Origin of the sequence: Sphingobacterium olei (genome assembly GCF_005048855.1) — a bacterium.
Lineage (GTDB): Bacteria > Bacteroidota > Bacteroidia > Sphingobacteriales > Sphingobacteriaceae > Sphingobacterium > Sphingobacterium olei.
This window is the reverse complement of sequence record NZ_SUME01000010.1, coordinates 123,619-146,571: the sequence shown is the minus strand read 5'-3', so window position 1 is coordinate 146,571 and position 22,953 is coordinate 123,619. Positions and strand designations below refer to the sequence as shown.

General features: G+C 38.5%; 26 protein-coding genes. 15 read left to right on the top strand and 11 right to left on the bottom strand.

Features of this window, described 5'->3' with window-relative positions:
* Position 1 precedes the first annotated feature (1 nt).
* Entirely contained in the window at positions 2-1,246 is a 1,245-nt protein-coding gene (locus tag FAZ15_RS20005) for a DUF4876 domain-containing protein (RefSeq protein ID WP_136903142.1), read from the top strand.
* Between the two features lie 74 nt (positions 1,247-1,320).
* Positions 1,321-2,880: a DUF6850 family outer membrane beta-barrel protein gene (locus FAZ15_RS20000; protein ID WP_136903141.1), complete on the top strand. Its 1,560-nt coding sequence runs from the start codon at positions 1,321-1,323 to the stop codon at positions 2,878-2,880.
* Between the two features lie 783 nt (positions 2,881-3,663).
* Here the strand turns inward: FAZ15_RS20000 and FAZ15_RS19995 are convergent.
* The 5 genes from FAZ15_RS19995 to FAZ15_RS19975 form a co-directional block, all read right to left on the bottom strand.
* Positions 3,664-4,122: a hypothetical protein gene (locus FAZ15_RS19995; RefSeq protein WP_136903140.1), complete on the bottom strand. Its 459-nt coding sequence runs from the start codon at positions 4,120-4,122 to the stop codon at positions 3,664-3,666.
* Positions 4,123-4,263: 141 nt separating this feature from the next.
* Positions 4,264-4,815: a hypothetical protein gene (locus tag FAZ15_RS19990; RefSeq protein WP_136903139.1), complete on the bottom strand. Its 552-nt coding sequence runs from the start codon at positions 4,813-4,815 to the stop codon at positions 4,264-4,266.
* A gap of 148 nt (positions 4,816-4,963) precedes the next feature.
* The gene (locus FAZ15_RS23025; RefSeq protein WP_136903138.1) at positions 4,964-5,551 is read right to left on the bottom strand and encodes a PD-(D/E)XK nuclease family transposase; all 588 of its coding nucleotides are present in this window, start codon (positions 5,549-5,551) and stop codon (positions 4,964-4,966) included.
* 2 nt (positions 5,552-5,553) lie between these two features.
* Positions 5,554-6,018: a PD-(D/E)XK nuclease family transposase gene (locus FAZ15_RS23020; RefSeq protein ID WP_136903137.1), complete on the bottom strand. Its 465-nt coding sequence runs from the start codon at positions 6,016-6,018 to the stop codon at positions 5,554-5,556.
* A 241-nt stretch (positions 6,019-6,259) separates the two neighbouring features.
* On the bottom strand, positions 6,260-7,252 hold the full coding sequence (locus FAZ15_RS19975) for a hypothetical protein (protein ID WP_136903136.1): 993 nt from the start codon (positions 7,250-7,252) through the stop codon (positions 6,260-6,262).
* 267 nt (positions 7,253-7,519) lie between these two features.
* On the opposite strand from FAZ15_RS19975, the gene FAZ15_RS19970 reads away from it, so the two are divergent.
* The 3 genes from FAZ15_RS19970 (at position 7,520) to FAZ15_RS19960 (ending at position 9,146) form a co-directional block, all read left to right on the top strand.
* Positions 7,520-7,969 carry a hypothetical protein gene (locus FAZ15_RS19970; protein WP_136903135.1) on the top strand — a complete coding sequence of 150 codons (450 nt, stop codon included), beginning with the start codon at positions 7,520-7,522 and terminating at the stop codon, positions 7,967-7,969.
* Between the two features lie 135 nt (positions 7,970-8,104).
* Positions 8,105-8,524 (top strand): hypothetical protein, encoded by a 420-nt coding sequence (locus FAZ15_RS19965; protein ID WP_136903134.1) that lies wholly within the window; start codon positions 8,105-8,107, stop codon positions 8,522-8,524.
* Between the two features lie 175 nt (positions 8,525-8,699).
* Entirely contained in the window at positions 8,700-9,146 is a 447-nt protein-coding gene (locus FAZ15_RS19960; protein WP_136903133.1) for a hypothetical protein, read from the top strand.
* Between the two features lie 158 nt (positions 9,147-9,304).
* On the opposite strand, the gene FAZ15_RS19955 is transcribed toward FAZ15_RS19960, so the two are convergent.
* Positions 9,305-10,363 (bottom strand): DNA polymerase beta superfamily protein, encoded by a 1,059-nt coding sequence (locus tag FAZ15_RS19955; RefSeq protein WP_136903132.1) that lies wholly within the window; start codon positions 10,361-10,363, stop codon positions 9,305-9,307.
* Positions 10,341-11,111: a nucleotidyltransferase domain-containing protein gene (locus tag FAZ15_RS19950; RefSeq protein ID WP_136903131.1), complete on the bottom strand. Its 771-nt coding sequence runs from the start codon at positions 11,109-11,111 to the stop codon at positions 10,341-10,343. Before FAZ15_RS19950 ends, FAZ15_RS19955 begins: the two co-directional genes overlap by 23 nt.
* Before the next feature lie 332 nt (positions 11,112-11,443).
* Between FAZ15_RS19950 and FAZ15_RS19945 the strand changes: the two genes are divergently transcribed.
* Complete coding sequence (locus tag FAZ15_RS19945; protein ID WP_136903130.1) at positions 11,444-12,184, top strand: hypothetical protein; 741 nt, start codon at positions 11,444-11,446, stop codon at positions 12,182-12,184.
* Positions 12,185-12,438: 254 nt separating this feature from the next.
* On the opposite strand, the gene FAZ15_RS19940 is transcribed toward FAZ15_RS19945, so the two are convergent.
* From FAZ15_RS19940 to FAZ15_RS19930, 3 genes are all read right to left on the bottom strand, one after another.
* Positions 12,439-12,897: an EbsA family protein gene (locus FAZ15_RS19940; RefSeq protein ID WP_136903129.1), complete on the bottom strand. Its 459-nt coding sequence runs from the start codon at positions 12,895-12,897 to the stop codon at positions 12,439-12,441.
* 255 nt (positions 12,898-13,152) lie between these two features.
* Positions 13,153-13,683: a DinB family protein gene (locus tag FAZ15_RS19935; protein ID WP_136903128.1), complete on the bottom strand. Its 531-nt coding sequence runs from the start codon at positions 13,681-13,683 to the stop codon at positions 13,153-13,155.
* A 288-nt stretch (positions 13,684-13,971) separates the two neighbouring features.
* Complete coding sequence (locus tag FAZ15_RS19930) at positions 13,972-14,901, bottom strand: RpnC/YadD family protein (RefSeq protein WP_136903127.1); 930 nt, start codon at positions 14,899-14,901, stop codon at positions 13,972-13,974.
* A gap of 403 nt (positions 14,902-15,304) precedes the next feature.
* Here FAZ15_RS19930 and FAZ15_RS19925 point away from each other — a divergent pair, with 403 nt between their 5' ends.
* From FAZ15_RS19925 to FAZ15_RS19910, 4 genes are all read left to right on the top strand, one after another.
* Positions 15,305-15,820 carry a phosphoribosylaminoimidazolesuccinocarboxamide synthase gene (locus tag FAZ15_RS19925; protein WP_136903126.1) on the top strand — a complete coding sequence of 172 codons (516 nt, stop codon included), beginning with the start codon at positions 15,305-15,307 and terminating at the stop codon, positions 15,818-15,820.
* Positions 15,821-15,838: 18 nt separating this feature from the next.
* Positions 15,839-16,327, top strand: a complete 489-nt coding sequence (locus FAZ15_RS19920) for a hypothetical protein (protein WP_136903125.1) — start codon at positions 15,839-15,841, stop codon at positions 16,325-16,327.
* Positions 16,328-16,388: 61 nt separating this feature from the next.
* A complete protein-coding gene (locus tag FAZ15_RS19915; RefSeq protein WP_136903124.1) occupies positions 16,389-17,075 on the top strand; it encodes a hypothetical protein in 687 nt (228 codons plus the stop codon).
* Between the two features lie 359 nt (positions 17,076-17,434).
* The gene (locus tag FAZ15_RS19910) at positions 17,435-17,800 is read left to right on the top strand and encodes a hypothetical protein (protein ID WP_136903123.1); all 366 of its coding nucleotides are present in this window, start codon (positions 17,435-17,437) and stop codon (positions 17,798-17,800) included.
* A gap of 247 nt (positions 17,801-18,047) precedes the next feature.
* On the opposite strand, the gene FAZ15_RS19905 is transcribed toward FAZ15_RS19910, so the two are convergent.
* A complete protein-coding gene (locus FAZ15_RS19905) occupies positions 18,048-19,169 on the bottom strand; it encodes a hypothetical protein (protein ID WP_136903122.1) in 1,122 nt (373 codons plus the stop codon).
* Between the two features lie 352 nt (positions 19,170-19,521).
* On the opposite strand from FAZ15_RS19905, the gene FAZ15_RS19900 reads away from it, so the two are divergent.
* The 5 genes from FAZ15_RS19900 to FAZ15_RS19880 all read left to right on the top strand — a co-directional run bounded on the left by FAZ15_RS19900 (position 19,522) and on the right by FAZ15_RS19880 (position 22,902).
* A complete protein-coding gene (locus tag FAZ15_RS19900; protein ID WP_136903121.1) occupies positions 19,522-20,238 on the top strand; it encodes a DUF2071 domain-containing protein in 717 nt (238 codons plus the stop codon).
* 11 nt (positions 20,239-20,249) lie between these two features.
* The gene (locus tag FAZ15_RS19895; RefSeq protein WP_136903120.1) at positions 20,250-20,960 is read left to right on the top strand and encodes a DUF4328 domain-containing protein; all 711 of its coding nucleotides are present in this window, start codon (positions 20,250-20,252) and stop codon (positions 20,958-20,960) included.
* 92 nt (positions 20,961-21,052) lie between these two features.
* Positions 21,053-21,496, top strand: coding sequence for a hypothetical protein (locus FAZ15_RS19890; protein ID WP_136822378.1), 444 nt, complete (start codon positions 21,053-21,055; stop codon positions 21,494-21,496).
* 108 nt (positions 21,497-21,604) lie between these two features.
* Complete coding sequence (locus FAZ15_RS19885; protein ID WP_136903119.1) at positions 21,605-22,138, top strand: hypothetical protein; 534 nt, start codon at positions 21,605-21,607, stop codon at positions 22,136-22,138.
* Positions 22,139-22,215: 77 nt separating this feature from the next.
* The gene (locus FAZ15_RS19880; protein WP_136903118.1) at positions 22,216-22,902 is read left to right on the top strand and encodes a DUF4272 domain-containing protein; all 687 of its coding nucleotides are present in this window, start codon (positions 22,216-22,218) and stop codon (positions 22,900-22,902) included.
* Positions 22,903-22,953: the final 51 nt, after the last annotated feature.

Sequence of the window (22,953 nt, the reverse complement as noted above, 5' to 3'; positions counted from 1 at the left end):
TATGAAATCACACAAATTTTCTCAAATTATCCCACTGACAGCGATTTTTATCTTCGCAGTCTTTAGTCTATTATTTGTTACCTCGTGTAAGGATGACGATGATGTCGCGCTGCAGTATGAAGTCGCGGTCACGGTTAATTACCCTGAAGGTTATGCGGAAAGCTTGGCTTCGGGAATAGCGGTAACAGCCACCAATACACTCAGTGGAGCCAATCACTCCGCGACCACGGGAACAGATGGTGTCGCGAATTTTCGTTTGTCTTCGGGCGTTTACAATTTTACGGCTGTCGGCGAAACGGAAGAATTTGCTTTCAATGGTAACTTAAGTAATATCACGATTGCTGAAAATGGCTCACGAACGATCACATTGACGGCGGCGGCCTTAGGAGGTGGACTGGTTATCAAGGAATTCTACTATACAGGCTCTAAGACACCAGAGGGGGGGAATTATTTTTCAGACCAGTTTCTCGAACTATACAATAATTCAGATGAAGTGATCTATCTGGATGGTATCGGAATCGGTGGACTAACTCCGACAACTTCCTGGTCGCCTTCCGTCTGGGTAGATGCTGCGGGAAATCTGCAGAGCAGGTTGCCTGTACAAAATTATACGGCTGTTTTTCCGGGCAACGGCACACAACATCCACTACAGCCAAGGACAAGTGTAGTGATCGCTCAGGACGGTATCAATCACAAAAGCGACCCAGCAGGTAATCCAAATTCGCCTGTCAATCTGGGCAATGCAGATTGGGAATATTATGTAGGAGATCTGAACGGTGGACGTGACGCTGATGCTGCAGGTGTACCTAATTTGAAAGTTATCTATACGACGACGACGACTTTTGTCGATCAGTTATATTCTGTTTTTGGTGCTGCGATCATTGTTTTTAAATTACCAGAAGGAACTACACCTGAAGCCTATGTGGAAAGTGCAGCTAATTTTTCTACACAGCCGGGCGCTAGTGCTACCACGCAATATCTGTTGATCAACAAGGAATATGTCCTTGATGCGGTAGAGTTTGTCGATACGGATCCTTCGCGACGGTACAAGAGAATGCCGGCTGATTTAGACGCTGGGTACGCGTATGATCCAACAGGAACATACAGCGCTAAAAGCACCCGTCGTAAGGTAAAGCAAATTATCGACGGTAAAGCGATATATAAGGATACGAATAATTCGACCGAAGACTTCCTTTCTGGCCAGACACCTTCGCCTAAAGTGCATTCAACGGTTGTCGAACCATAAAAAATAGTTTTAGGCTGCCCGGCTATTTTATAGTTGGCCGGGCAGATTCTTCAAATTATATGATATAGCATTCTATGAAATTCTGTTTACTATACTGGATAATATCAATTTCGATTGTATCGATTCACAAGGTTACTGCTCAGGACAGCCTTTTTCGTACAGCTACTGAATTCGGACTGATTCAGGAACTGAATAGCTACCTGCAGACCAATCAACCAGTGGGTTACGGAAAGATCGACAAGAAAGGGATCCGCTTTGACTATCGATTTGATCAGGAAATGGGAAAGTTTTACCCGATAAATCAAGCTAGGGAAAACATCCACCATAAAATTAGTTTAGAAGGCTACGATAAAATTAACAAAGTGAACCTCTATGGAAAGGCAAGCTATAGTATCAGCGATCTGAAACAACAAAAATGGAATAACGTGCTCTTTGTAAATCCACATAACCCTTTTACACTGGGCGACTCAACTGGAGGAGACTACGACCGCGAAATCTTTTCGATGGAAGGAGCCGTGATCACGTCCATCAACCAGGACGAGAGCCTAACCGTTGGTTTGTTCGGAAAGTATTCAGCAGGAAACAATGCCGATCAGACCGATCCAAGGCCGTTAATGAATGCGATACGTTATACCATTCGTCCAGGAGTGACTTATGAAAAAAACAATTGGCTTTTCGGAGCAAACTTAACGTACGAAGGCTATCGTGAGAATATTTCGATATCCTCCGTAAATAGCAACTGGGTCCATCATTTTTTCCTGTTCCAGGGACTGGGCAATGCCATTAGCAGAACGGGAACCGGATATTCCAGACGGTACGATGGCAATGGCGTCGGCGGGGATTTACAGATTGCATATAACACCGGGCGCTTGGATAATATAGTAGAAATAGGCTACCTGAGGAACAAGGAATCTGCTAGGGACGGTAGTGTATCTTCATTTTTCAAGGCTGGCAATTTTGAGGAATCCAGCTATCATATCGCCAATATTGCATCATTTCGGCAAGATAAGCAGACCACCCATCAATTGCATCTCAAGGGGGACTACAATCCAACGAAGGGAATATGGTTTGACCAGATACAGATGGTTGACGGAAATGCTCAACACATCTGGCAGGTCTATAACCAGTCCGTCAAACATAAAGAGAATACCGTCAGTGCAGATTTCAAATATGTGTTTTGGAGAAAAGCCGCCGATCTGGACAATAGTTATATCTTATCGCTTTCAGGAAAGTACCGAAACAGCGAAACCAATCATTATCCAGAGGGCTATTTTCAAAAGTATGCTACGCTATTCACACAATTGAACGCAAAAAAATGGTTTAAGCTCAAAGACATCACCCATCTAGTTGTAGCTGCAAATGCAGGCTATAGATCGGCGATATCTAAACAAAGTGATTTTGCGGGAATACAATTAAACGATCTTTATTCTTACCCACTGTATGATTATCTTACTGCTGAATTTTGGCAAGCGCAATTATCTGTTGAACTGAACAGGCGTCTAAATTTAAACGGGTTTTCGTTAAGGATGTTTATTGTCCCTTCGTTCAACTATATCCAAACGTTAAATGATACGCCTTCTTTTAGACAAAAAGATAGGAGTAGATTTGAGATTGCTGTTGGATTTATTTTTTGATTCATATTTGTAGGGCATTTGACCTATAGAAGTAACTTTTAAAGTCTTACCATTTGGTTTCAGAATCATGTGCTTACCTTTGTAAAATGTGAGAACGCCCGAGAATAAAGGGTTTAGCTTTATCCAGGTAGCGAAGCGGAACGCAATTCCGTTATAGATTAGATATAACCGATAATACCTCCCAATAATGAAACTATAATAACAATTAATATAATTATCCGACGAAAAGTGTTTAGATAAAAAAAATAGAACCCTATAACAACACTAGAAGATATAATTACTCTCCAATAATCGACTTTTTTATTATTTTGCATTAAAAATGGTATTAACCTCTCCCAAAATCTAGGAGCGTGCTAAATTAGAAAATTTACCTGACTTGCTATTGTTATGCTGTCGGTCTTAACTGCCCCAAAGACGAATGAGACCTTTCATTGTTGTACATCCATGCCCATGTATAATCTTCCTACTATGATTATTAATGTAATTTCTGGGGAAGAGGCTTATAAATTTATTTAATTAAGGTGTCCAGCTTAGTTATCAGTTTCAACGGCAAGTTGGATTACATAACCAACCATGAAGGCATCGATCATCGAAAGCGCATCATCGCCGTCGATCGGCGACCTATCTGGTGTCAATACATCTTCATCGATATATTTTTCCGCATCCCAAATCTTACGGACCAGATCGGGGTTTTCAGGCTCAATCCGATCAACGGCCCTCCCGAAACTTGAGTTGGAATATTTTACCCTTTGACGTAAACGAAGTAAAATTATGTAAATGATTTTATCTGCTTCCGAATAATTTTCCGTTGAACGTGTGGGTACAACAGCTGCAAAAAGGTTTCATATGTGCTGCTTCCAGGTTCGGATTTGTTATTTGTAAAAATCCTTCTCGATCTACATATAATCCAGAAAAATAGGTAGACTCTCCGGTACGGACGTAATCTTCCTTGTTATTTTCATTTAAAGCAACTAAATGAAATATTGGCTCAGGTCGGTCTAATCTAGATTTTGCCTCACCGTATACTTCATCCCATTTTTTTCCGACGTTAGATAAAAGAAATCTATATAAAGGAGTATGATCTAATCCTCTTTGTTTTTTACCAAACATAGAGCCCTTGGTTTGCTGTATAGTTTCTTGGCGGGTATTTCTCGAATCTTTGAAATCTCCTCCAAAATTATGGTGGACATTGTATGTTTTCGTATTTACTTTCCGATACAATTTTGATTTTACTTTATTCATTTACACCAGCTTTTTATTCTGTAAACACTGAGGAAAATTTGCCAATAACGGTTGCTAAGCCGAATCGTTCTGCTAATTTACAAATTTTACACGACGCTGGAACAATCTTGATCGCGGTTCGCATCCCTTCAGTTCTTTTTTTTAATCGCTATCTTCAAGTTGGTAATGCCTAAGAAAATTATTTAAAAGGTCAGGTTGCGTCTGAAATTCAGCATCAACAAACTCCTTTAAATCGGCATAACCATTTCCATTGATTAAAAATACTTTCCTAAATTCTTCTGAAAGATCTCTTTTGCAACCAATAATATTAATTGTTGGAAACTCACAGATGTATATTCCCCAATTTTCATTTTGACCATACACATAAAAGTGATTTGTAAACCAACCGAAAGGAGGTTCAAATTCCCTTACTTTTTCTTGGAAAAAGTTATAGCCTTCTTTTAGATTTATTATTGTTTTGAATGATGATTTTCGATCTGTAACCGTTGCTCCCAAGTTTTCACAGATGTATAGTTCGGTCTCACCAATTGTCTTTAAGAATTTTTTAAGCTTATCATATTCTTTTTCGTCATCAACTAGGTCACCACCAATAGTCAGCAGGTATTCAAATTCCGGTCGGGCGAAAACTTGATCGGGCGGACAAATAACATTTTTTTGATCTATCCCAACGTTGAAAATTTTATGTATGTCCACTTTTTTAAAAATTGTTAATTCTTTTTAGTTTGACAGCTAGCTCTGTATATCCCTATTCTGGCTACAAAAAAAGCGTTCCGATTCAGAACGCTTGTATATTTTGGAGGATAGCTATCTCAGCAACTGATTTCCCGAGGCAACTTAAAAACTATTTCGAGTTCCCGACCTCTTCTAAGGTAAGACCCAGAAGATCACAGATTTCCTGTATGTTATAGCCTTTGCTTAACATCCTCCGTGCGGATTCTATAGCTTTTTTGCGCTCGCCTTCGGCAAGTGCTTCCTTTTTAGCCTGGGCTAAATTTAACACATGCGCCTCTTCTAATGCTCGCTGCTTCTCTTCTAATGCTTGCCTTTGTGCCTCCAGTGCCTGCTGCTTCGCCAATAACTCCTGCCTATCTTCCTCGTGCGCCTGTCGAACGGCTTCCGCGTCCCATTTGCGCTTTAAACTGATATCATACATATATCGCTCCTCCTTTGTCAATTTTGCGTAGCTCGCCAGCTGGAAAAACCGCTGGAAAATGCCCGAATTCAGTATCCGAGGCAGTTTCTTTAACCTGGACATATTCTTGAGCATAAAAAATACCTTGTCCAGCTCGCTCTCCAACTCTGCTTCGCCTTTTACAAAGTTAATGAGTTCCATGTAAATAAACCCCAATCCTTCGTAAAACTCTTGAGTTGAATTTGCATATTTGGCAATTTCAACGAAAGACTCTTGCTGGCCATATAAATAAAACACATTCAGCAAAATATTTCTCCCGAGTCTCTATTGCACAGGCAGATATCGTGTAAATGATCCCTACTGCTGCTATCGGGCATATGGAAACCATCCATCAGTACAATGGTGTACACTTCGGGAAGGGAGTATGCCCAGCCTCTGCGGTCGCCATGGGGCGCTTTGTCCGAAATAACCTTGCTCGCATAGTATAGCATCCGCTTCTTGAGATTCGAATGCCGGCTGGTCTGCATCTCGATGATGATCTCCTGCCCCGTACTGGTCTCGACCATCAGATCGAAGATAACCGTACCGATATCTTCTGCTGCCCCGACCCGCTCGGTATCACGGTAGGTGAGATCGACAATGACCTTAAGGCTCCGGAAGATGATATTGAGAAAATTGATAAGATTAATCTTATCGCCAAATAACCATTTGAACCCCTCATCGGTAGTAGGGTCAATGAATACGGGATTTTCTAGCTCTTTCATAATTAAATAGTGTTTACGTTAACATGAATAAATGATAAAGCAAACATCTAAAAAACTAAAAATATTAGCTGTATTATAAACGACTATAGTCGTTTATAAGCGTTTGAAAACGGGTATATTATAACTACGGATTTAAAAAGTGTAAAGATAGGTATGATTAACAATAGGAGGCTATAGATGGAGCATGTAAGAGTAAACAGGTGGACTACCGGTTCCTCCTTATTAGGGAGTTCAGGCTTCTTTATTCTGTCGCTTCAAACACATTCTCGATAATTGTTTCTACCGCATTTTTGGTTCTTGGAACACTATCAACAGTCAAATAATTTCTAAGCCTATTAGCAAGGACTTCAGGTCTCGGATTGTCAACTAGTCTTGGGTTCAATTTTCGTAACCAAAGAGATTGATTTAACCTTTTCCCATTTGTAGTGCAATAAATCAAGCTGTCAAGTGCTATCAAACTCAAAGGCCGTCCGATTGTCAGCCAATTATTTGCTCTTTCCCAAGTAAACTGTGAACTTGCAGCAAGCTGTCCCCAACTTGAAGAAATATCTTTTATTCTTTCACAAACTTCTTCTATCCAGTCAAGTGTCTTGTCGCTTTGAAAATAGAGTAGTGCAGAAACATTTTCGGTTAAAAATTTGTCATCTCCGCTTTCAAGTTCTGTTTTAAGAATTTTAAATGCGTCGTCAAAATCCACACACTTTGCGATTGGCTCTGCAAATAGTTGAAGTTCATTTTCTCGTCTATTAGCCCATTCTTTCTTTATCCACTCTTCTGCTGTCTTCCCGACTATCTTTCCAGCAATTTCATAGGCTTTGTAATTGATAGCACGATTGTAATCTACCTTTTCTTTAAGTCTTTTAAGGACTTCCAATTTGTCGAACTTTTGAAGTTCGGTGATAACAAAATCATCCGTGAAATACTGAACAAATGAAAAGTCAATAAGTCTATTTAAATCATCTTTGAACTGCTCAATGTCTGGAAACGGAAATTTTTCAGCATCAATTACTTCAATATCCGATTGTGTTGCTTCTCCCGTGCCGTAATTGTAAAAGTCATCGTGTAAATAGTAAGCGTGTCCGTGAATGGCAGTTAAATTGAAAAACTCCAAAGGTCTTAATGCTTTATTCAATAATCTGTCGTGGCAAGGCAAACACAGACGAAAAGGATTTTGTCCTTCGTCTGCAAGGTCTTCAACTTCAATTTCTTTTATATTACAACTTTCACATTTCATTGTCTATGCTATTTTTTAGCCTGACCGCTAACTACCTTTTACCGTTACTTTGTATCGCTAATCATTCTATATATCCGATTGCGTAAACGGCTCTTGTAAAAATAATAAAAATCTGCATTATAAATATTTAATGAGAGAGCTAACAAAAATGCCGGAAACCAAACGTAAATATACTATCACAATTATTTCCGAGTTCTACTACTTAAAATTGTATAACAATTTGATTATCTTGCTGCAACATATCAATATGAAACTAGTGGCAACTGCATGTTGAAATTCGATAGCAAAATGGACAATTCTGTTTTAATAGCATTAGGTATACCTGAACACGGTTGGCTACCGGTGGAAATCCATCATAGGGACTTTCATCTGGAATTTGCTGCTTCAGACGTTTTAAATGATCCGATTGAGGAACTTTATAATACAGTTACCAACCTACAAGATAACGAACTTAGGAGAACAACCTGGTGGCTTGAGCCGGCAGCATATTTTTTTGACTTTGAAAGAGCAGGACAAAGCATCGTTTTGACAATTATTGAAACACAAGACCTCCATGGTGGGAGTGCCAACAATACACTGCTACTGACAATAAAAGGAACCGATAAAGAAATACTTGAACCATTTCGTATCGTTTTAAGACAGTTCTGTTCACAGTCTTACGAGGAGAATCATTGGCCTTACAAGTTGAACGAGAATAAATTAAAGAGTCTAATGTAAGCAGCAAACGGCAAAAATCAAACAATAAAACACTATCAAATGACACCAAACGTGCAACACACAAGAAGCCAACCGCATAACAAGATATTACCAATAACGTATGGGCAAGAGTAACCAAAAATAACTTGAAGAAACATGGGAATATTTAGCTTTTTTAAATCCTCAAAAAAAGAACATGAGAATGCAGTTCTTAACAGCATCGGGAAATTTAACTTTATTGAATTTAACGGCACGAAAAATTACAAAGGATTTATTGATTCCAAAATGGGCAAAAATATCGAATTACTATTTCCTATTAACGGAACGGAAATTTCCTTTTACCAGACTGAATATTTTAAAAAAATAGAGGATAATTGGCATACTATTTTAAACCAGTTAGACGATCAAAATGCAAAAATAGACTTTGAAAATTTTAATGTCACTAGTATAATGATTCCTGATCAAGGAAGTGAATTTTACGATGTGGATGGTGAGATTGTTCTTGAAAAAGACGCAACCATCATTTCTGTGATTTTGAAGGACATAATTGTAGAAGATATAATAGAAACTAGCTAATATGCGTATCGTTTAATAACCGATTTAATGGAGAGCTACAGAGTAAAAACCACATCTTTTTCTATCTAATTTTCGACCAATAATGAGTGACCACAGTATCTCAATCGTTCCGAGACGATCAAATTATCCGGACAACAAAGCCAAGGCAAAGGAAATTTTGAACTGGCTGCTATCTATGAACATAGTTAATGCTGCACCATCAGACTGCATTTTAAGTTCAAATACCGGATATGCGATCTCTGACGGTGCAAAGCAAGTGACAACTTTTCCAGACAAGTTGCCTTTTGATCTTATAACCAATGGGCTTGAAATCGTAACAGAACGAAAAGTGTTTGACACTGGACAGAACTTCATTAACGTACTGAGTTGTCCACACTGCAATAAGAACATAGCATTTGACGACTGGGATCTAGATCCTTGGAATAAGGCACTAAGTGACAACTTATCGTGTACTCGATGCGAACTAGAGACTGAAATCCACAATTATAGATTTGAACCGGATTGGGGCTTTAGCGACTTGGGATTTACGTTTTGGAATTTGCCGGAATTTAGGGAAGACTTTATTAACGAATTCAAGAAGAAACTAGATTGTGGAGTTTCAATCGTACGGCAACACATTTGACAATAATAACACGTTCAAACGAGGGTATTTCCGATATTGGATATATCAGGAAATACCCGTGGTTACCTCGACGGCCCAATCAGTACTAAGGTTGGAATAGATTGTCCAGCGATACGCGTTCTTTACTTTTTCTAGTTCGATAGATCTCAAAGAGAAAACTATTTATATAACTGCTCCCTTATACTGACCAAAAGCTGCGCGAGCTTGCGAGAATCTGGTCGTTCGGGTAGAGTACATGATTTGGAAAGAACATCAATTTCCTTCATTAACCGCTCTGATTGCCGACAAAGGTCATCGTATGAATAATATCCGCTTTTTATTTTTAACAGATATTCTCTATTCGGCCTTCTTACCGATAATATGCCATCTAGCAATATCTCCTTCGCTAGCTCAAGCAATCGGATCGTATGCATCATGTTCTTCGCATCGTAACCTTGCCCATGTTTCAAAGTTCCTTGGAAACGGTTTTCATTGCGTCGAACAACCCAATCAAAGTACTCTTTATAAGCTTTGCAATACGAAGAATAGGCATCTTGATTTACAAAAAGATAGGCCTGTAGGACTTCGCTCTTGGGAACCGATGTGCAGGATACCTCCTGACTCCCCGATTTAGCAATAATTCCTTTGTACTCCAAATTACCGATGGGATCGTAAAATAAAGCATACAAATCTCTGGTATGGTTTATCTTGGTCAATCCGCAACCCTCCTGTTTCCACTTTCTTAGCCTTAACCATTCTTTCAATGGTATACTGTCGTTGCCCTCCAGTATGAAGCAGAAATCTATTAAGCTCTTTCGCTTTGGATCCATAGGATTGTTGACTTTCTTACTTAATCCCTGTGCTTTGCGGATCTGGACCATCGCATACCGTGCGAATGTCGATACGGTTTCTCGTGTAATAAAATCTTCTACCCGAAACGATTCGAAAATGGGATTTTTGTACAAAATGCACTCCGCCGGACTTGCTAAAAGTTCCAATATATTGGGATTGCTCTTAGACAGCAGTTCCACAAAGCGTCCCAGTTCGTAATATACCTCGTCATTGCTTGAGCTGTTGACCTGCGCAATATATTGGCTGCCAAAGTACTGATCGCGCGGCAGATAAAATACGCCTTTGATATCTGTATCTGACCCGGTCGTTGCAAGGCCATATGCCCGGCTTCCCACTATAGCTTCAAATAGTATTAAACCTTGGTCACGGAGTTCTTTGATAGTCATGGCTATAAAGTGTAAATTTCAAATATTCTTCTAACTTCTGCTTTTCAAATTGGGTTATGGGAAGAAGTTTCGCTTCTCGTACAAGATATGGAAACTGCTCGCCTATATATGATTTTATATCCGAGGACAACCTGTACTCGAAGCGCTCGTCTACCCTACTTTTTAAAGACAAAAGTGCTTTTATCTCGTCTTTGATATTATCGGGCAATAAGACCGCTAAATCCTCAAATGCCATTGGAGCATACGAATTATGGACAATACTCCATTCAGCCGCCAATAATGATCTCAATATATAAAATAGCGACTTCAACCTGATGGTCTTGCGATCAAGATCCATCATCTTGCTTCGAACCGTGCCCAAGTAATGATGTACCTGCCTACGGGCGCAGAAAAAATTTTCAATCTGCTCTAAAAAACTTATTTTGAAACCTTTCTCCTCGTGATAGACGATCGGTGATTGTATCCATTCGAAGGGTGTAGCATTGCTTTTAAATAATAAGGTCAGCACTTTTTTGATGTCCCATCCTGATACGTCAAGTTCGCCATTGATCGGGAATTTCAGATCCATATCCGGCAAGAAGACCGAAGAGTAATCTTCCATATTCCTGACGAAAATAAATCTTACATCATAATCACTGTCTACAGAAGGAAATCCCCATCCCCTGCTTCCGGATTCGCAAGCAAACAATATTGTCACATTTTCTGCTCGAGCAATTTCATTCAGTTTGTCTATTATCTTATCTTCCATACCAATTAAAGTTTTAACATTTTTAATTTTCTAATCTATAGATTGGAACACCACAAAGATCAGTACAGGATGACGCAGCCTTTTTGCGCAATTAAAAAACAATAAGAAAAAGCATGCAACGAACTAAAAAACAGCCCATTAAATTTAAAAAAGAATAAAATCAAAGCATTACAAAGTTTCAAGTACGCAGTTAGATTGCGTAATACTGTAGATTTCCATTGTTTTATGCCTGCGCTTTTAGTAATTTTAGGGGAGGCAAATTATTAATTGATAGTACTGTGCAGCTCCAATAGAGTGGAGATGATAGATGCCAATGACCATATAAGGCGAACATGAGAAGAATATTTTACGTATTATTTGCTTTGACTTTTATGGGTTGTGGTGATAATAAAAACAGAGTGGACAATAGCACGCTGGTAGACACAAATAAGTTAAACAAACAGCCCTCTTCGATGGAAATAGGGCAAAGCGATTATAAGATCTTGCCAATTGATGAAAGTGGTAGCGACCCAACTTTAGTTGCATTTATAGATAAACTGAAGAAAATTGTTTCAGAAAAAGACACCTCCGAATTGTTTAAGTCATTGGATACTGCAATCACGGTAAGTTATGGCGGGGGCATTCATGGAGTAATTGAATTTTCTAAAAACTGGAAGCTTGACCGACCTGAGGAATCTGAATTATGGAAAACTCTTGACCAAATATTAACTATGGGCGGAACCTGGGAAAATGATGGTGAATATTTTTGCATCCCCTATGCTCAGTCTGAGAAAGCCTTTAATAAACACACATACGACTTCGACTGGTATTCTACAGCTGTGTGCATTTCATCTGATGTAACAGTTTATGAACAACCTAGAACAAATTCTTTAAAAATTGCTACTTTGAACTATGACATCGTGGAAATCGACCATGAATTCACAAATTCGGAATTTACAAAAATCAATACCATTGATAAAAGAATTGAAGGCTACGTAAAGATGGGTACGCTAATTCATGTAGCTGCACCAAAATTGGTAATCAGAAAAATAGACAAAAAATGGAAAATAGCAGCATTTGCACCATTCGATTAATACCTTTGATTAAATCTGCATTGCGTTCTGACATAAAAATCATTGTGACTATTCCTGAATATATGGAAACTTCTAAATGACAACCACAGCAGACAATAATTAAGTTTTCGTCTTGTCTGCGACCAGAGATCAAAACTTAGTTGAACGGAACTGAGAAGCGATCATTTGTTCTTAAATTACCCATATAGTTTATATATTTAATTCTAGAGAAGCCTTTTAGAACTGCGTCCGAGAATGTTTGTCGTTGTTGTACCTTACTTTTTCAATTTTTTCTTGAGGTGTTCATAATCGCTGTCAATAAGAAGATGTCCGTCAATCGTGAATAATTTACCTTTATTGCTAAAAAGCTTAAACTTTTTAATTCTTTTAAACTTTTTGTCTGTTAAAATCAGCCATATGGGGTTATTCAAATAGGCTGTCATGGGGAATTGTTTATCTATAGTTTTAGTTCTTTGTATGTCGGAAAGGTTTATTCTTCTCCTACTCCATCCGAGCATATTATTTACTTCTAAATATGTATCCGTTAATGTAAATTCACTCCTTACTAGCAATCCGATTGCAATGAATAGAAAGCCCAATACAAAAAGGAACCAAGTCCAAAAATCCTTGCCGATCCCTTCAAATTTCAGGTAAGTTATAACAGCGCATAGACAAAGTGCGACTCCTATAATCAGAATAGCTTTTATTTTTCTGTAATCTGTCTTCAGTTTCATTTTTATAGCTTAAGTAGAACTACGTTACTACCGCAATTGTATATCACGAACCATTCTGTATATCCGAATTGCGTAGAAGGTTCCTGTAAAAATAGTAAACTGAAAGTTATAAAGTTGAATGGAACCCATACATAACAGTAACTGAATCTATAGTGGAAGCTACCAAACGACTAAAAAAACTGGCTACAATAACTAAGTTTTCATCCTTAGCCCTGCGGGCAAGACGAAAACTTAGTTATTAGCGGGTCATTGTTGTTACCATCCCTGCGGTTGATTTTCGTCTGCCCACCAGGAAAATCCCGTTATCCCTTTTGCTTTTAAGCGCTCAATGATTTGCGCTGTGTGATGTTGGATATGTCTTATGTTATTTATATGAAGCTCCAATCGGGTATATGGATACCATTCAAAGCCTGATTTATCGTTAAGAGGAAGTGCTTCAATAGTAGTCTGCAAATTGTTTGTCACCTTGTCGACAAAAGATAATACTTCTCCTTTTGTATGAAATCCCTCAACTTTTATACCTTCATTAACATTTTCCCAGTCCTGTGAACCACCGAGGCTTTCTGCTCCTTCAATAGCATTCTCGAAGGGAACATAACTTTCGTTGTTTGCTCCCAAATAGTACTTTGTTGCCCACAAAACGTGATAGGTAATTTGCCAGTTTGGATTGTTGTATTCATCATTATTCCATTGTTCGTCAGGAACTTTTCCTGCCGCTTGTCGAAGCATACCAAGACTTGCCTTATACTGTGAAGCAAGAATTTCTGTAATTGTTTTGTTGTCCATTTTTTCGCATTTTTATATAATCCAACAAAAATAAAATGGTGTTGTGACAACTGTGTGTCATAAGTAGAAAGAAATTACGATTCATGAAACGACAACTAACTTATCAATCCTGACAAGACGGGTTTAACTATTCGATCTCCGCTCGCCCCGGTATATGCAAATCGCTGGCGCGTGGACTTTGTCCCGCGCCGAATTAACATATAAGGCTATCTCTATATATCCTTATTTTGGCACAAAAAAAACGTCCTGATTCAGAACGCTTGCTATATCTATCTAAATTGGAAAGCTCTACACCAAGCTATCAATTTCCTCAATGGACAGGCCTGTTCCTTTAGCTATATCAGCTATAGACACCCCCATTTTTTTGAATTCTAAAGCTATCGCACGTTTCTCGGCTTCAGCCTTGGCTCGTTCTTGCTCTAACAACTTCTCAGCTTTTGCACGCTCTTGATTTTTAGCCTTTTCCAATAAGTATTCTCGTGTTCCCATTGTAGTATTCCTTCCGGTTTTTACTTCTACCTCTTTCTCAAAGATAGTAAACATTGTTTGATTTTTAAAACTCACATAACGTGCCAAGAAGTCGTATATACCCTGCCGCGTGTCCTTATCCATCTCACGCTTGATCATTTCTCCATAGAGATCATGCTTGATCTCTTTCAGCTGTTCATCTGTAACATTGCGATGAAGGATCGCCAGCAACGCCGTGAGCACGACTACCGCAAAGGGATTGTCGTTCGTCCGAAGTACGGCCTCGTCCTGATCCAATATCTTGTAACTATTGAATCTATAGGTAAGACTCGTACCCATAAACTCCTGAACATAAATAGCCGGACGGTAATTTCTATTTCCATCGGCTAGGATCGCGATGGCTGTAACAGGTACTTTGTATTTATCGGATATTCGGTAGAAATATTCAAACATCCGCTGGGCGAGGTCGCCTTTTCCCTTGCTCGACTGTACCTCTACATGGCAGAGCACAAACTGCTCACTCCCATCCCTGAAATAAACTTTTACGAGCTTATCGACATAACGCACCCCCTTGTTATTGGGCTCGGGTGGAAATAGGCTCTCAAACTCCTTGTCCAGATATTCAAACTCCCGGTCAAAGTCAAAGATTTCCCTAGCATTGGAAAAAAAGAAATTTAGAAAATGCCCAAATGTTTGCTCTATGATGGATTTCCATATCGGGTCGTCTATACGTCTTGATGATCGGCTCATACTTTTAGTTTATCGGGTTAATAGGTTAAAGATAAAAATTAAAAACAATAAAAACTAATATTTTTAGCAAAAAAAGTAACAAAGACTCAAAACAGATCACTAATTTAAGAGAACAATAGATCAAATGGTTTCCACTTTTTTACTATTTTTGGAACGGAGTTGTGATCAGACAAGGTTCTCGGCCTGCCGAAAGTAATATGCAAAGCGACAACAACGAATACCAGTAAAAACATAAATCTGACCAACGTAAAAATCAGACAGGAAAAAGAAAGAGATATTACGAATCAAGAGTTTGAAACGACAAGCCGCTAACGTACGCTTTGCGGCAAACGGAATGAGTAGCTTCATGAGGTGTTTCGTGGTACCCCTTATGCGATCACTATAACGTACAGCACATAAAGCAATGGATAACGAAAAGACATTTAAAACAAAGACAGGCTTTTGCCATGTTTTACCGGATAAGATTGTTCTTACACGTGACGGAATTACCGGAAATATTACGACCGTAACGGTTGGAGATAATATTTCAAGAATATTAATTATTTACGGTGGACTTTCAATCGGACTTTTTTATTTCGCATTCGACAATTATAGAAATGGACAAATAGTACAGTCGATATTATTCGGACTTTTGGGAGCGTATTTAGTTTACGGAATACTTAATAGTATCAGTAACTCTGCGACACCAATCATAGACCGACAAAAAATCAAAGAAGTTAAATTAAAAAAAGCAATTGTCGGCTTGACACGTTCAAGATTTGAAGTGCTATTTGAAAACGATCAAGGCAAAATAAAAAAACGATTAATAATGCTTCCTGGTTCATTGACAAACGGGCAAGGGGAAACGGAGAAAGCAATTAAAATAATGACCGAAGAAAAATTAATAACGAACCGAAAAAGTAGTGATAACCAATTTTAGGAAGACGGAAAAAACTGAATGAACGGGATAAAAAAACATAGAGGATCCAGACGCTATTATAAAAAATTAGCGACAGAAAATGACCTGGATAAAGCGACTTGCCTTGACTTTGATAATCCTGAAACTTGGTTTGAGAATTGGCACCTACATTTTGACTGGAATGGTTATGGTAATAACTGTTTTAAAAGACGAAAACCACATCTCGACAAGTTGTTTAGACACTTTGATATACTTGTTGACAAGACAAAAAGGCTGAAAACAGACTTTCAGCTATATTCAATTTTACTCGACTTTGCCAGTTGTAATGATGCATTATTCCTACATACACCAAATCCGAATAACAGTCAATTTCCATTTACAATTTCAGACTTACAACCAACCACAACATTAACAAATAGAGGGCTGGATGATTATATCAATAAGTTAGACGGCTATGAAAAGCTTTACGGACAAGCCGACGAAGCCTTCTGCCTAATATACAAGAAAAATGTAGGACAACCTTTTTGACAGAAGAAGAACTATTTTGGAGTTCGTATATTAACAACGACTAATGTTTAATAGCATGTATATGCCGAAACTAAAAACTTGGATTATTTTTTTGTTCTTCCTTTGCATCACATGGTGGGTGTCCCGCAGTTGCTCCGCAGATACTCGAAATTTCAGAAAAGTATCATTTAGCGAAATTAAGCAACTTGAACGTGGCAAAATAACATCTTGGTCGAATGCAGACAGTTCAGTGATTTTGAAATATCTCTTTGAAGACTTGAATTTTTTAGCAGACTACATCATATATGCGATGATAGAGGTGCGCAGCGGTGCAGATACACTTTATTATCTCCGTCGAGTATCTACTCATACTAATGATGTAGTTTATTCTGATTCCCTTTTTGTATTTCCCAAACATAATGACGGCATTACTGGCTGGTATCATGTCCATGCGAACGGCAGTTATAGCATGGATTACGATAGTACAAAGTGGCAGACAGTTTTGCTTGAAAGAGAAGATATTGCAGAACAGAACAAATCGGTGAATGGATTGCCCTATGGTACATATAAACTTGAAGATAATAGTTTAGTGAGACTGAAAGATGGTGAAAATCCGTTTGTCAATAGAGATTCGGAAATTTACGGAATATTCTATGTTACTCCACCGGGAACAGGGCCCGTAGATATCTTTAATTTGGATTCTTTGAGTAAAATAGTACTAGGTGATAAACCTCCCGAAGTAATTAAACCACTCCGTATTGCCGATTAATGTCAAATTATGAATGCTATACGATGTCAGTAAAACCTTAAGGCTCCAAAAAACCAACATAACTTCCTAAAGAAATTTGCTATCTTTAACTAAAGTAAACTTAGAATATAGAAATAACAACTGTCACCAACAAGGGTTATCTTCGGTACTGCATCGCGGTTGCATCAAACGGGCTGAATAATCCCTCCATGACCATTCGTATGCACTTAAATAAATTAGTAAATTTTAGTGAAACCTATACAAATTGAAAGAGCCAATTGAAGTCTTAGTTTTGGAAGACAGGTTATCAAGTTTTATGACGAAGCTGAATACAAACTGCACTCTAAGGACAACATCAAGAGTTATGATAAAAGCAAACTATGCAATCGACACTAACCGAAAAGGACATTTATGAAGTTCTTCGCCAGACACTACCACGACAGAATGACTTTGCATCTTGTGACTATACAGAGGAACTGCAAGAACTATTAGATTTTGGTGTGACCAGTAAGTTAATGTTTCTAGACCTAATTGTTAGGCACAGACAAGAAGTGCTTGCAATCGATGAGGATCCTTTAGACGACTTTCATGTTCAATATTATAAATCTGAATATGGCGAAGAGTATATTGACGAAAGAATTAAGGACAAATTTTGGTTTGCTTATCCTGCGTTAATCAGAATTACTTTGGAATTAGAGTTCGGAGAAAAATATAAATCCTATTCGAACAAAAGAGACAATATATGACCTCTCCGCCGCTCACGGCGGTTTGGCAAAAGTGGTGAAAAATTCTTCTCCAACGTTGCAGATATTTTACTAATTTTATCTTAACTGCGAGCTTCGCCACCTCAATTGTATGGGCAGATGTGACCGCGACAATAGACATAGACTCCTATTCTCAGCTCTATTTCAAAAAAGGCCCTGACAATGAAATAAAATTCATTGAAGAAAATTGGGACAAATAAGAAAAATGTATAAAAAATAAACCCAGGCCCTACATAACAGAAAATTTTAAATCGATCCCCACCTCGTTACCGTGCCTAAATCTTTCATAAAACAGCCCAATACTCAAGCCTTTCATAAAGTTCCTGTTAAAGCCGAGATATTTCGAAATACCGAGCTGATAATCTATCTTGGAAAATACTGAAGCTCGTCCATAAAAATCTAGATGATCCCAGCCCCAATAAGCATAGTAGAACCTGGCTCCAACTTTTTGTAATTTATCAACATTAAGGTAATCAACACCCAGGCCTGCTTGCATATCATTTTTACCTAGACCGTATAGAAGCTGGATGTTGCTAAATTTATGCTGATTTGCGGCAAACCGCCGTTGCCTGAAATTTAAATTAATGTAGTCCTTAAGTTTGTTAATAAAAAAGAGGTTAGAAACGGCAGTTTGGATTTGAATGTCGTGATTTTTAGTATGTGGGGAAAATCTATGATGAAAATAAGTGTTCAGAAACTGCTTTCCTTCAAAAATGCTTAATCCCTTTGACACGGTATAGCCAACAGGTAATCTCTGCGTAGCGGTATAGCCTAGATAAAAGGGATTGTCCGTGTAACAAATAACAGCCATACTACCATATCGATAACACCCCTTCTTGGGTATTGTTGTAAGGAAAACTCTATATTGATCCGCAAGTTGCAAGCGTTCCTCAAGCTGCTGTACAAATGACGTAACCAATTTAGCTTCCGACAAACCTATATTTTCTGGAGACCAATAAGAGGACACCCGCCATTTTTGCGCATTGCTAAATTCAAGTGTATAGATCCTTCCATCAACACCGAGCGGCCACCTTTGTATATCTTTTTGTGAAGGTAGTTCTGCTATATTCGACTCTTCTATTATTCGATTAATCTGATCAATTTGGTGTCCTGTTAGCTCTACTCTATTCGAATGAAGCTTTTCTTCCCGATCGGATCTACGACGGTTTATTTGGTAAATATAATTGACAATGCAGCCGTAAGGTCGTCCGTCTTTGGTTGAAATTTCCACGATCTGTATGCCATTCCAAAACCGAAACGACGTTGGTTCTTTAAGGTTTACAAATTCCTGCAATTGGAATTCCTTCAGTAAAGATGCATGTTGCCTATCCCAACCAACAGTATCACCCAAAATTTGCTTGACCTGCCCGATCGCTTGCAGGGACCAAATTAGAAGGAATACGATTAATGAGAAACGCTGCAGCACTGTAGATCCAAAACTTAGTTATAGTGCAATTTACAAATTATTTTAGAGCCTTTTAATAACAGGAGATGTAAATGATTGTCTTAAAAACGCATTTTAAGGAAATTTTTTTTCGGCGATTTGTATTCTGATCATCTCCATAATACTGCTGTTTAACATTCCAAAACATGAAAATTAAAATAGCAGCTTAGCTTTTTATTACAATTAATCATTATCTTAGTATGCCATAAATAGCCGTATTTTATTAAATTAATGCAGAAAAATTGTTAACTAAACCTTCATGAGAATCCCTATTATTCAAGGAATCATCGAGAGAAGATTACTCATAAACTTCGTTGCGGAGCCGGAATATGTTCAACGTATCCTACCGCCACCCTTCCGTCCAAAAATATATCGCAGTAAAGCTGTTGTCGGAATTTGCCTGATTAGGCTTAAAAATATCAGACCTAAGGGTTTGCCAAAATTCATGGGTGTAAATTCTGAAAATGGGGCTCATCGGATTGCTGTGGAATGGGATGAAAACGGTGAGATAAAAGAGGGTGTATTTATCCCTAGGAGAGATACCTCATCAAAACTAAATGCACTGGTCGGAGGTAGATTATTCCCGGGGAAGCATTTCTTTGCAAAATTCAATGTAAACGAACAGGACGGCCATTATCATGTAGACTTTACCAGTTCGGATAATACGTATATACATATTGACGCCAAGCATAGCGAATGCTTCGACAAAAATTCCATTTTTAAAACACTGAAAGACGCCTCCGAATTCTTCAAGGCTGGATCTATCGGCTATTCTCCCAATGGAAGAGCTTTTGACGGACTAGAACTGGACACCTATAAATGGAAAATTTCTCCGCTGGAAGTCGAAAAGGTAAAGTCCAGCTTCTTCGATGACAGGGATATTTTTCCGACAGGAACTGTACAATTTGATAATGCCTTACTGATGGAAAAAATTGAACATCAATGGAAGTCGACGAAACAAATTAAGTTCCCGTAAATACCGCATATATGAATGACCTAACAACTAAAGATGTGAATGAAATGCACAATTCATTACGACCTAATGCCCGGAGAGCAAAAACTGCAATTACATTGATATGGGTCATCCTAATACTCGACATCTTTTCTTTTATTTCAGCATACCTCCAATACGGATTGCTGTATGCGCCTGAAATATCTGAAGAAGCTGCTGAAGCGAATGACCTCAGACAACAAATCATAGGTGGAGTATATCTGGTATGCTTCGTGATTTCGGCAGTTACTTTCATTAAATGGTTTAGACGGGCTTACTATAATCTGAGTCAAGTGGATTCTTATGTATCGTATTCCAGCAATGACGTAGCAATAAGTTGGTTCTTGCCGATTATCAACCTTTTTAAGCCGTACCAGATCACGAAAGAATTGTATCAAAAAACGAAACAACTTTTAACTGAAAACAGCATAGAAAGCAGTGTAAAACTATCGACATCGACCGTTATCGCTTGGTGGACGCTCTGGGTCATCAACAGCATCCTTGGTCAAATAGCTTTACGTCTAGCAAGAAATACAAACACGGTGGACGACCTGTTGTTAAGCACATGGCTTGACATGGCATCTAGTTTAATCGGCATACCTCTCGCACTCCTGGCGATAAAGGTAATAAGGGATTATGCGACGGTAGAACCGTTGCTATACGAGATACAAAGTGAGGATCTCAAAATAGAATCGGCGATGACCTAAAAGTGGGATATTCCCGATGAAATCAATTTTTCATGTAACTTACAAGTTATAATTTTGATTTATTAACCGAGTCAAAGAGAAAAACTAATAATATGGATCAGGCAAAACTCGATGTAATACTGGATGGCCAGCCTTTTGAAGAGGCTGCTGAGGATGGGCGTTTCGCTATATTTTTCGATGACGACGATGGTCGTAGCGAGGAGAAATATTATATCCGGGCCAACGAAGAAGGTCTACGACTGGTTGCTTATCAACTTTTATGTGCCGCTCGGGATCTAAAAGTCCAGACAGTAAACAAAGAATACCAAACGGTAAAGTTAATGACAGATGAGGACAAATGGATAGATAAAAGTTCTGAGGTCGTAATACGTTATGTAGAGCCTCTAGAAATAAATTCAAAACAGGCTCGCGCAGCAACTAAAGAAACGTGGAAACACCGCGCCGCGGAAATCGGATGTGGCCTCCTTGGTATCTTTTTGCTGATATCATTAGTCGTGGGAATCTTTGAGGTGCTTACCTATCTTACATGGAAATAAAAAAAGCAAGTATTGGCTTGACACATTCCAAATGTGAGGTCCTACTGCTGGCAACAACAGCGGGTACGGCTCAAATGACGAAACAACTGATAACGAAAAGATAAGAAAATGGGATTTGGATTTAACTTATTTTTCCTTTTTTTACTCCTGCCCTTATCGGGTATTCTATTAGTAATCTGGCTAATATCAAAAAGATCCATCTTTGGTAAGGCCCTTGGCTTGATCTGGATTGGAGTAGCCGCCATGGGATTGCTATCAGTAACAATTCAATGGTTATTTGCGCAGAAGGTTTTGTCTAAAAATGATTACTACGGTACATACGTTATTGATCGCGATTATTTCAAAGGGCGACAGGCTGATTGGCAGTATAATAGTTTTCGGTTTGAAATACGAAACAATGATTCGATTTATTTTTATGTAGCGGATAAAGATAAAATAATCAACACCGTAAAAGGAACTATTCAGACAGTAAAGCCATACGAATCGCATCGATTAATGATAAATATGGAACAGCCTGGTCATCATATTTTAGCGACTGATCCGACAACATACAGAAATGCATGGAATTTTTTCTTAGTTTTTAACTCGAAAAAGTTTAAGAATATGTATTTCAAAAAAGGAAAGTGGAAAAAATTGGAATGAGACCCGGATTCGTTAATTTATAAATACAATAGCAAAATAAATGCACATTCGCTATATTTAGACAATGAACAAAACATATGGGACTATTAAACCTTTTCGCAAGAGAAAATAACAACTCAAAATCACCTCTTCAGCGAAAGCAAGCGTCTGAAAAGATTTTAAAGCAACTTGGCATCCCCTATATAGACCATTTGCCTTACATTGAATCGGAAGAGGAAGCAAAAATCCGTACTGCACAAGATATTACAAAGAGAGTACTAATACTAGCCTACTTACTTTACATATTAGAAGTACCGCAACAAAAAGATAACATAACCAACTACTTCAAGGAATACGATATATGGGACCACGTCTCGCCTGATGAAAGGAGGTTATTAGAACTGGACAATTGGGATGAGCAGGATAAAACTAACGTATCATGGCGTGCCGAATCTTTATGGGTATTATTGTGGAGTATTAGATTGGTCGACAAATTGACACTAAAAGATGATTTTGTCATTGCTCAAGCGATCATCGAAAAATTGCCGGAATTTCTGAGTGATCCGTCCGAATTTATCCGTCAAGTCCGGATCCGTGCAACCGCAGATATCTTGGATTTTTCAGACTTGATCTATCGCACACATTGGGCTGTTCGCAACGCTTACCTAGAAGGTAAACCTGCCCCCGCTGCTCTGTCAAGTAGTACGGTAATGGAGCGGCACTATGCTGTCAATTGGATAACGTTCCAAGCTGATGAGTGGGATGAGGTGACAACAGATACATAAAATATCATTTACAAATTGCACCCTCATATTCGACCAGCTGCAGTCTATCCT

What these genes read in the sequence shown, in the direction of transcription:
- FAZ15_RS19915 (WP_136903124.1), top strand. Translation starts at nt 16,389, where the DNA reads ATGCCGAAACTAAAAACTTGGATTATTTTTTTGTTCTTCCTTTGCATC.
- FAZ15_RS19910 (WP_136903123.1), top strand. Translation starts at nt 17,435, where the DNA reads ATGCAATCGACACTAACCGAAAAGGACATTTATGAAGTTCTTCGCCAG.
- FAZ15_RS19930 (WP_136903127.1), bottom strand. Translation starts at nt 14,901, where the DNA reads ATGAGCCGATCATCAAGACGTATAGACGACCCGATATGGAAATCCATC.
- FAZ15_RS20005 (WP_136903142.1), top strand. Translation starts at nt 2, where the DNA reads ATGAAATCACACAAATTTTCTCAAATTATCCCACTGACAGCGATTTTT.
- FAZ15_RS20000 (WP_136903141.1), top strand. Translation starts at nt 1,321, where the DNA reads ATGAAATTCTGTTTACTATACTGGATAATATCAATTTCGATTGTATCG.
- FAZ15_RS19935 (WP_136903128.1), bottom strand. Translation starts at nt 13,683, where the DNA reads ATGGACAACAAAACAATTACAGAAATTCTTGCTTCACAGTATAAGGCA.
- FAZ15_RS19895 (WP_136903120.1), top strand. Translation starts at nt 20,250, where the DNA reads ATGAATGACCTAACAACTAAAGATGTGAATGAAATGCACAATTCATTA.
- FAZ15_RS19965 (WP_136903134.1), top strand. Translation starts at nt 8,105, where the DNA reads ATGGGAATATTTAGCTTTTTTAAATCCTCAAAAAAAGAACATGAGAAT.
- FAZ15_RS19945 (WP_136903130.1), top strand. Translation starts at nt 11,444, where the DNA reads ATGAGAAGAATATTTTACGTATTATTTGCTTTGACTTTTATGGGTTGT.
- FAZ15_RS23020 (WP_136903137.1), bottom strand. Translation starts at nt 6,018, where the DNA reads ATGAAAGAGCTAGAAAATCCCGTATTCATTGACCCTACTACCGATGAG.
- FAZ15_RS19890 (WP_136822378.1), top strand. Translation starts at nt 21,053, where the DNA reads ATGGATCAGGCAAAACTCGATGTAATACTGGATGGCCAGCCTTTTGAA.
- FAZ15_RS19950 (WP_136903131.1), bottom strand. Translation starts at nt 11,111, where the DNA reads ATGGAAGATAAGATAATAGACAAACTGAATGAAATTGCTCGAGCAGAA.
- FAZ15_RS19970 (WP_136903135.1), top strand. Translation starts at nt 7,520, where the DNA reads ATGTTGAAATTCGATAGCAAAATGGACAATTCTGTTTTAATAGCATTA.
- FAZ15_RS19960 (WP_136903133.1), top strand. Translation starts at nt 8,700, where the DNA reads ATGAACATAGTTAATGCTGCACCATCAGACTGCATTTTAAGTTCAAAT.
- FAZ15_RS19925 (WP_136903126.1), top strand. Translation starts at nt 15,305, where the DNA reads ATGGATAACGAAAAGACATTTAAAACAAAGACAGGCTTTTGCCATGTT.
- FAZ15_RS19900 (WP_136903121.1), top strand. Translation starts at nt 19,522, where the DNA reads ATGAGAATCCCTATTATTCAAGGAATCATCGAGAGAAGATTACTCATA.
- FAZ15_RS19995 (WP_136903140.1), bottom strand. Translation starts at nt 4,122, where the DNA reads ATGAATAAAGTAAAATCAAAATTGTATCGGAAAGTAAATACGAAAACA.
- FAZ15_RS19955 (WP_136903132.1), bottom strand. Translation starts at nt 10,363, where the DNA reads ATGACTATCAAAGAACTCCGTGACCAAGGTTTAATACTATTTGAAGCT.
- FAZ15_RS19885 (WP_136903119.1), top strand. Translation starts at nt 21,605, where the DNA reads ATGGGATTTGGATTTAACTTATTTTTCCTTTTTTTACTCCTGCCCTTA.
- FAZ15_RS19880 (WP_136903118.1), top strand. Translation starts at nt 22,216, where the DNA reads ATGGGACTATTAAACCTTTTCGCAAGAGAAAATAACAACTCAAAATCA.
- FAZ15_RS19940 (WP_136903129.1), bottom strand. Translation starts at nt 12,897, where the DNA reads ATGAAACTGAAGACAGATTACAGAAAAATAAAAGCTATTCTGATTATA.
- FAZ15_RS19920 (WP_136903125.1), top strand. Translation starts at nt 15,839, where the DNA reads ATGAACGGGATAAAAAAACATAGAGGATCCAGACGCTATTATAAAAAA.
- FAZ15_RS19975 (WP_136903136.1), bottom strand. Translation starts at nt 7,252, where the DNA reads ATGAAATGTGAAAGTTGTAATATAAAAGAAATTGAAGTTGAAGACCTT.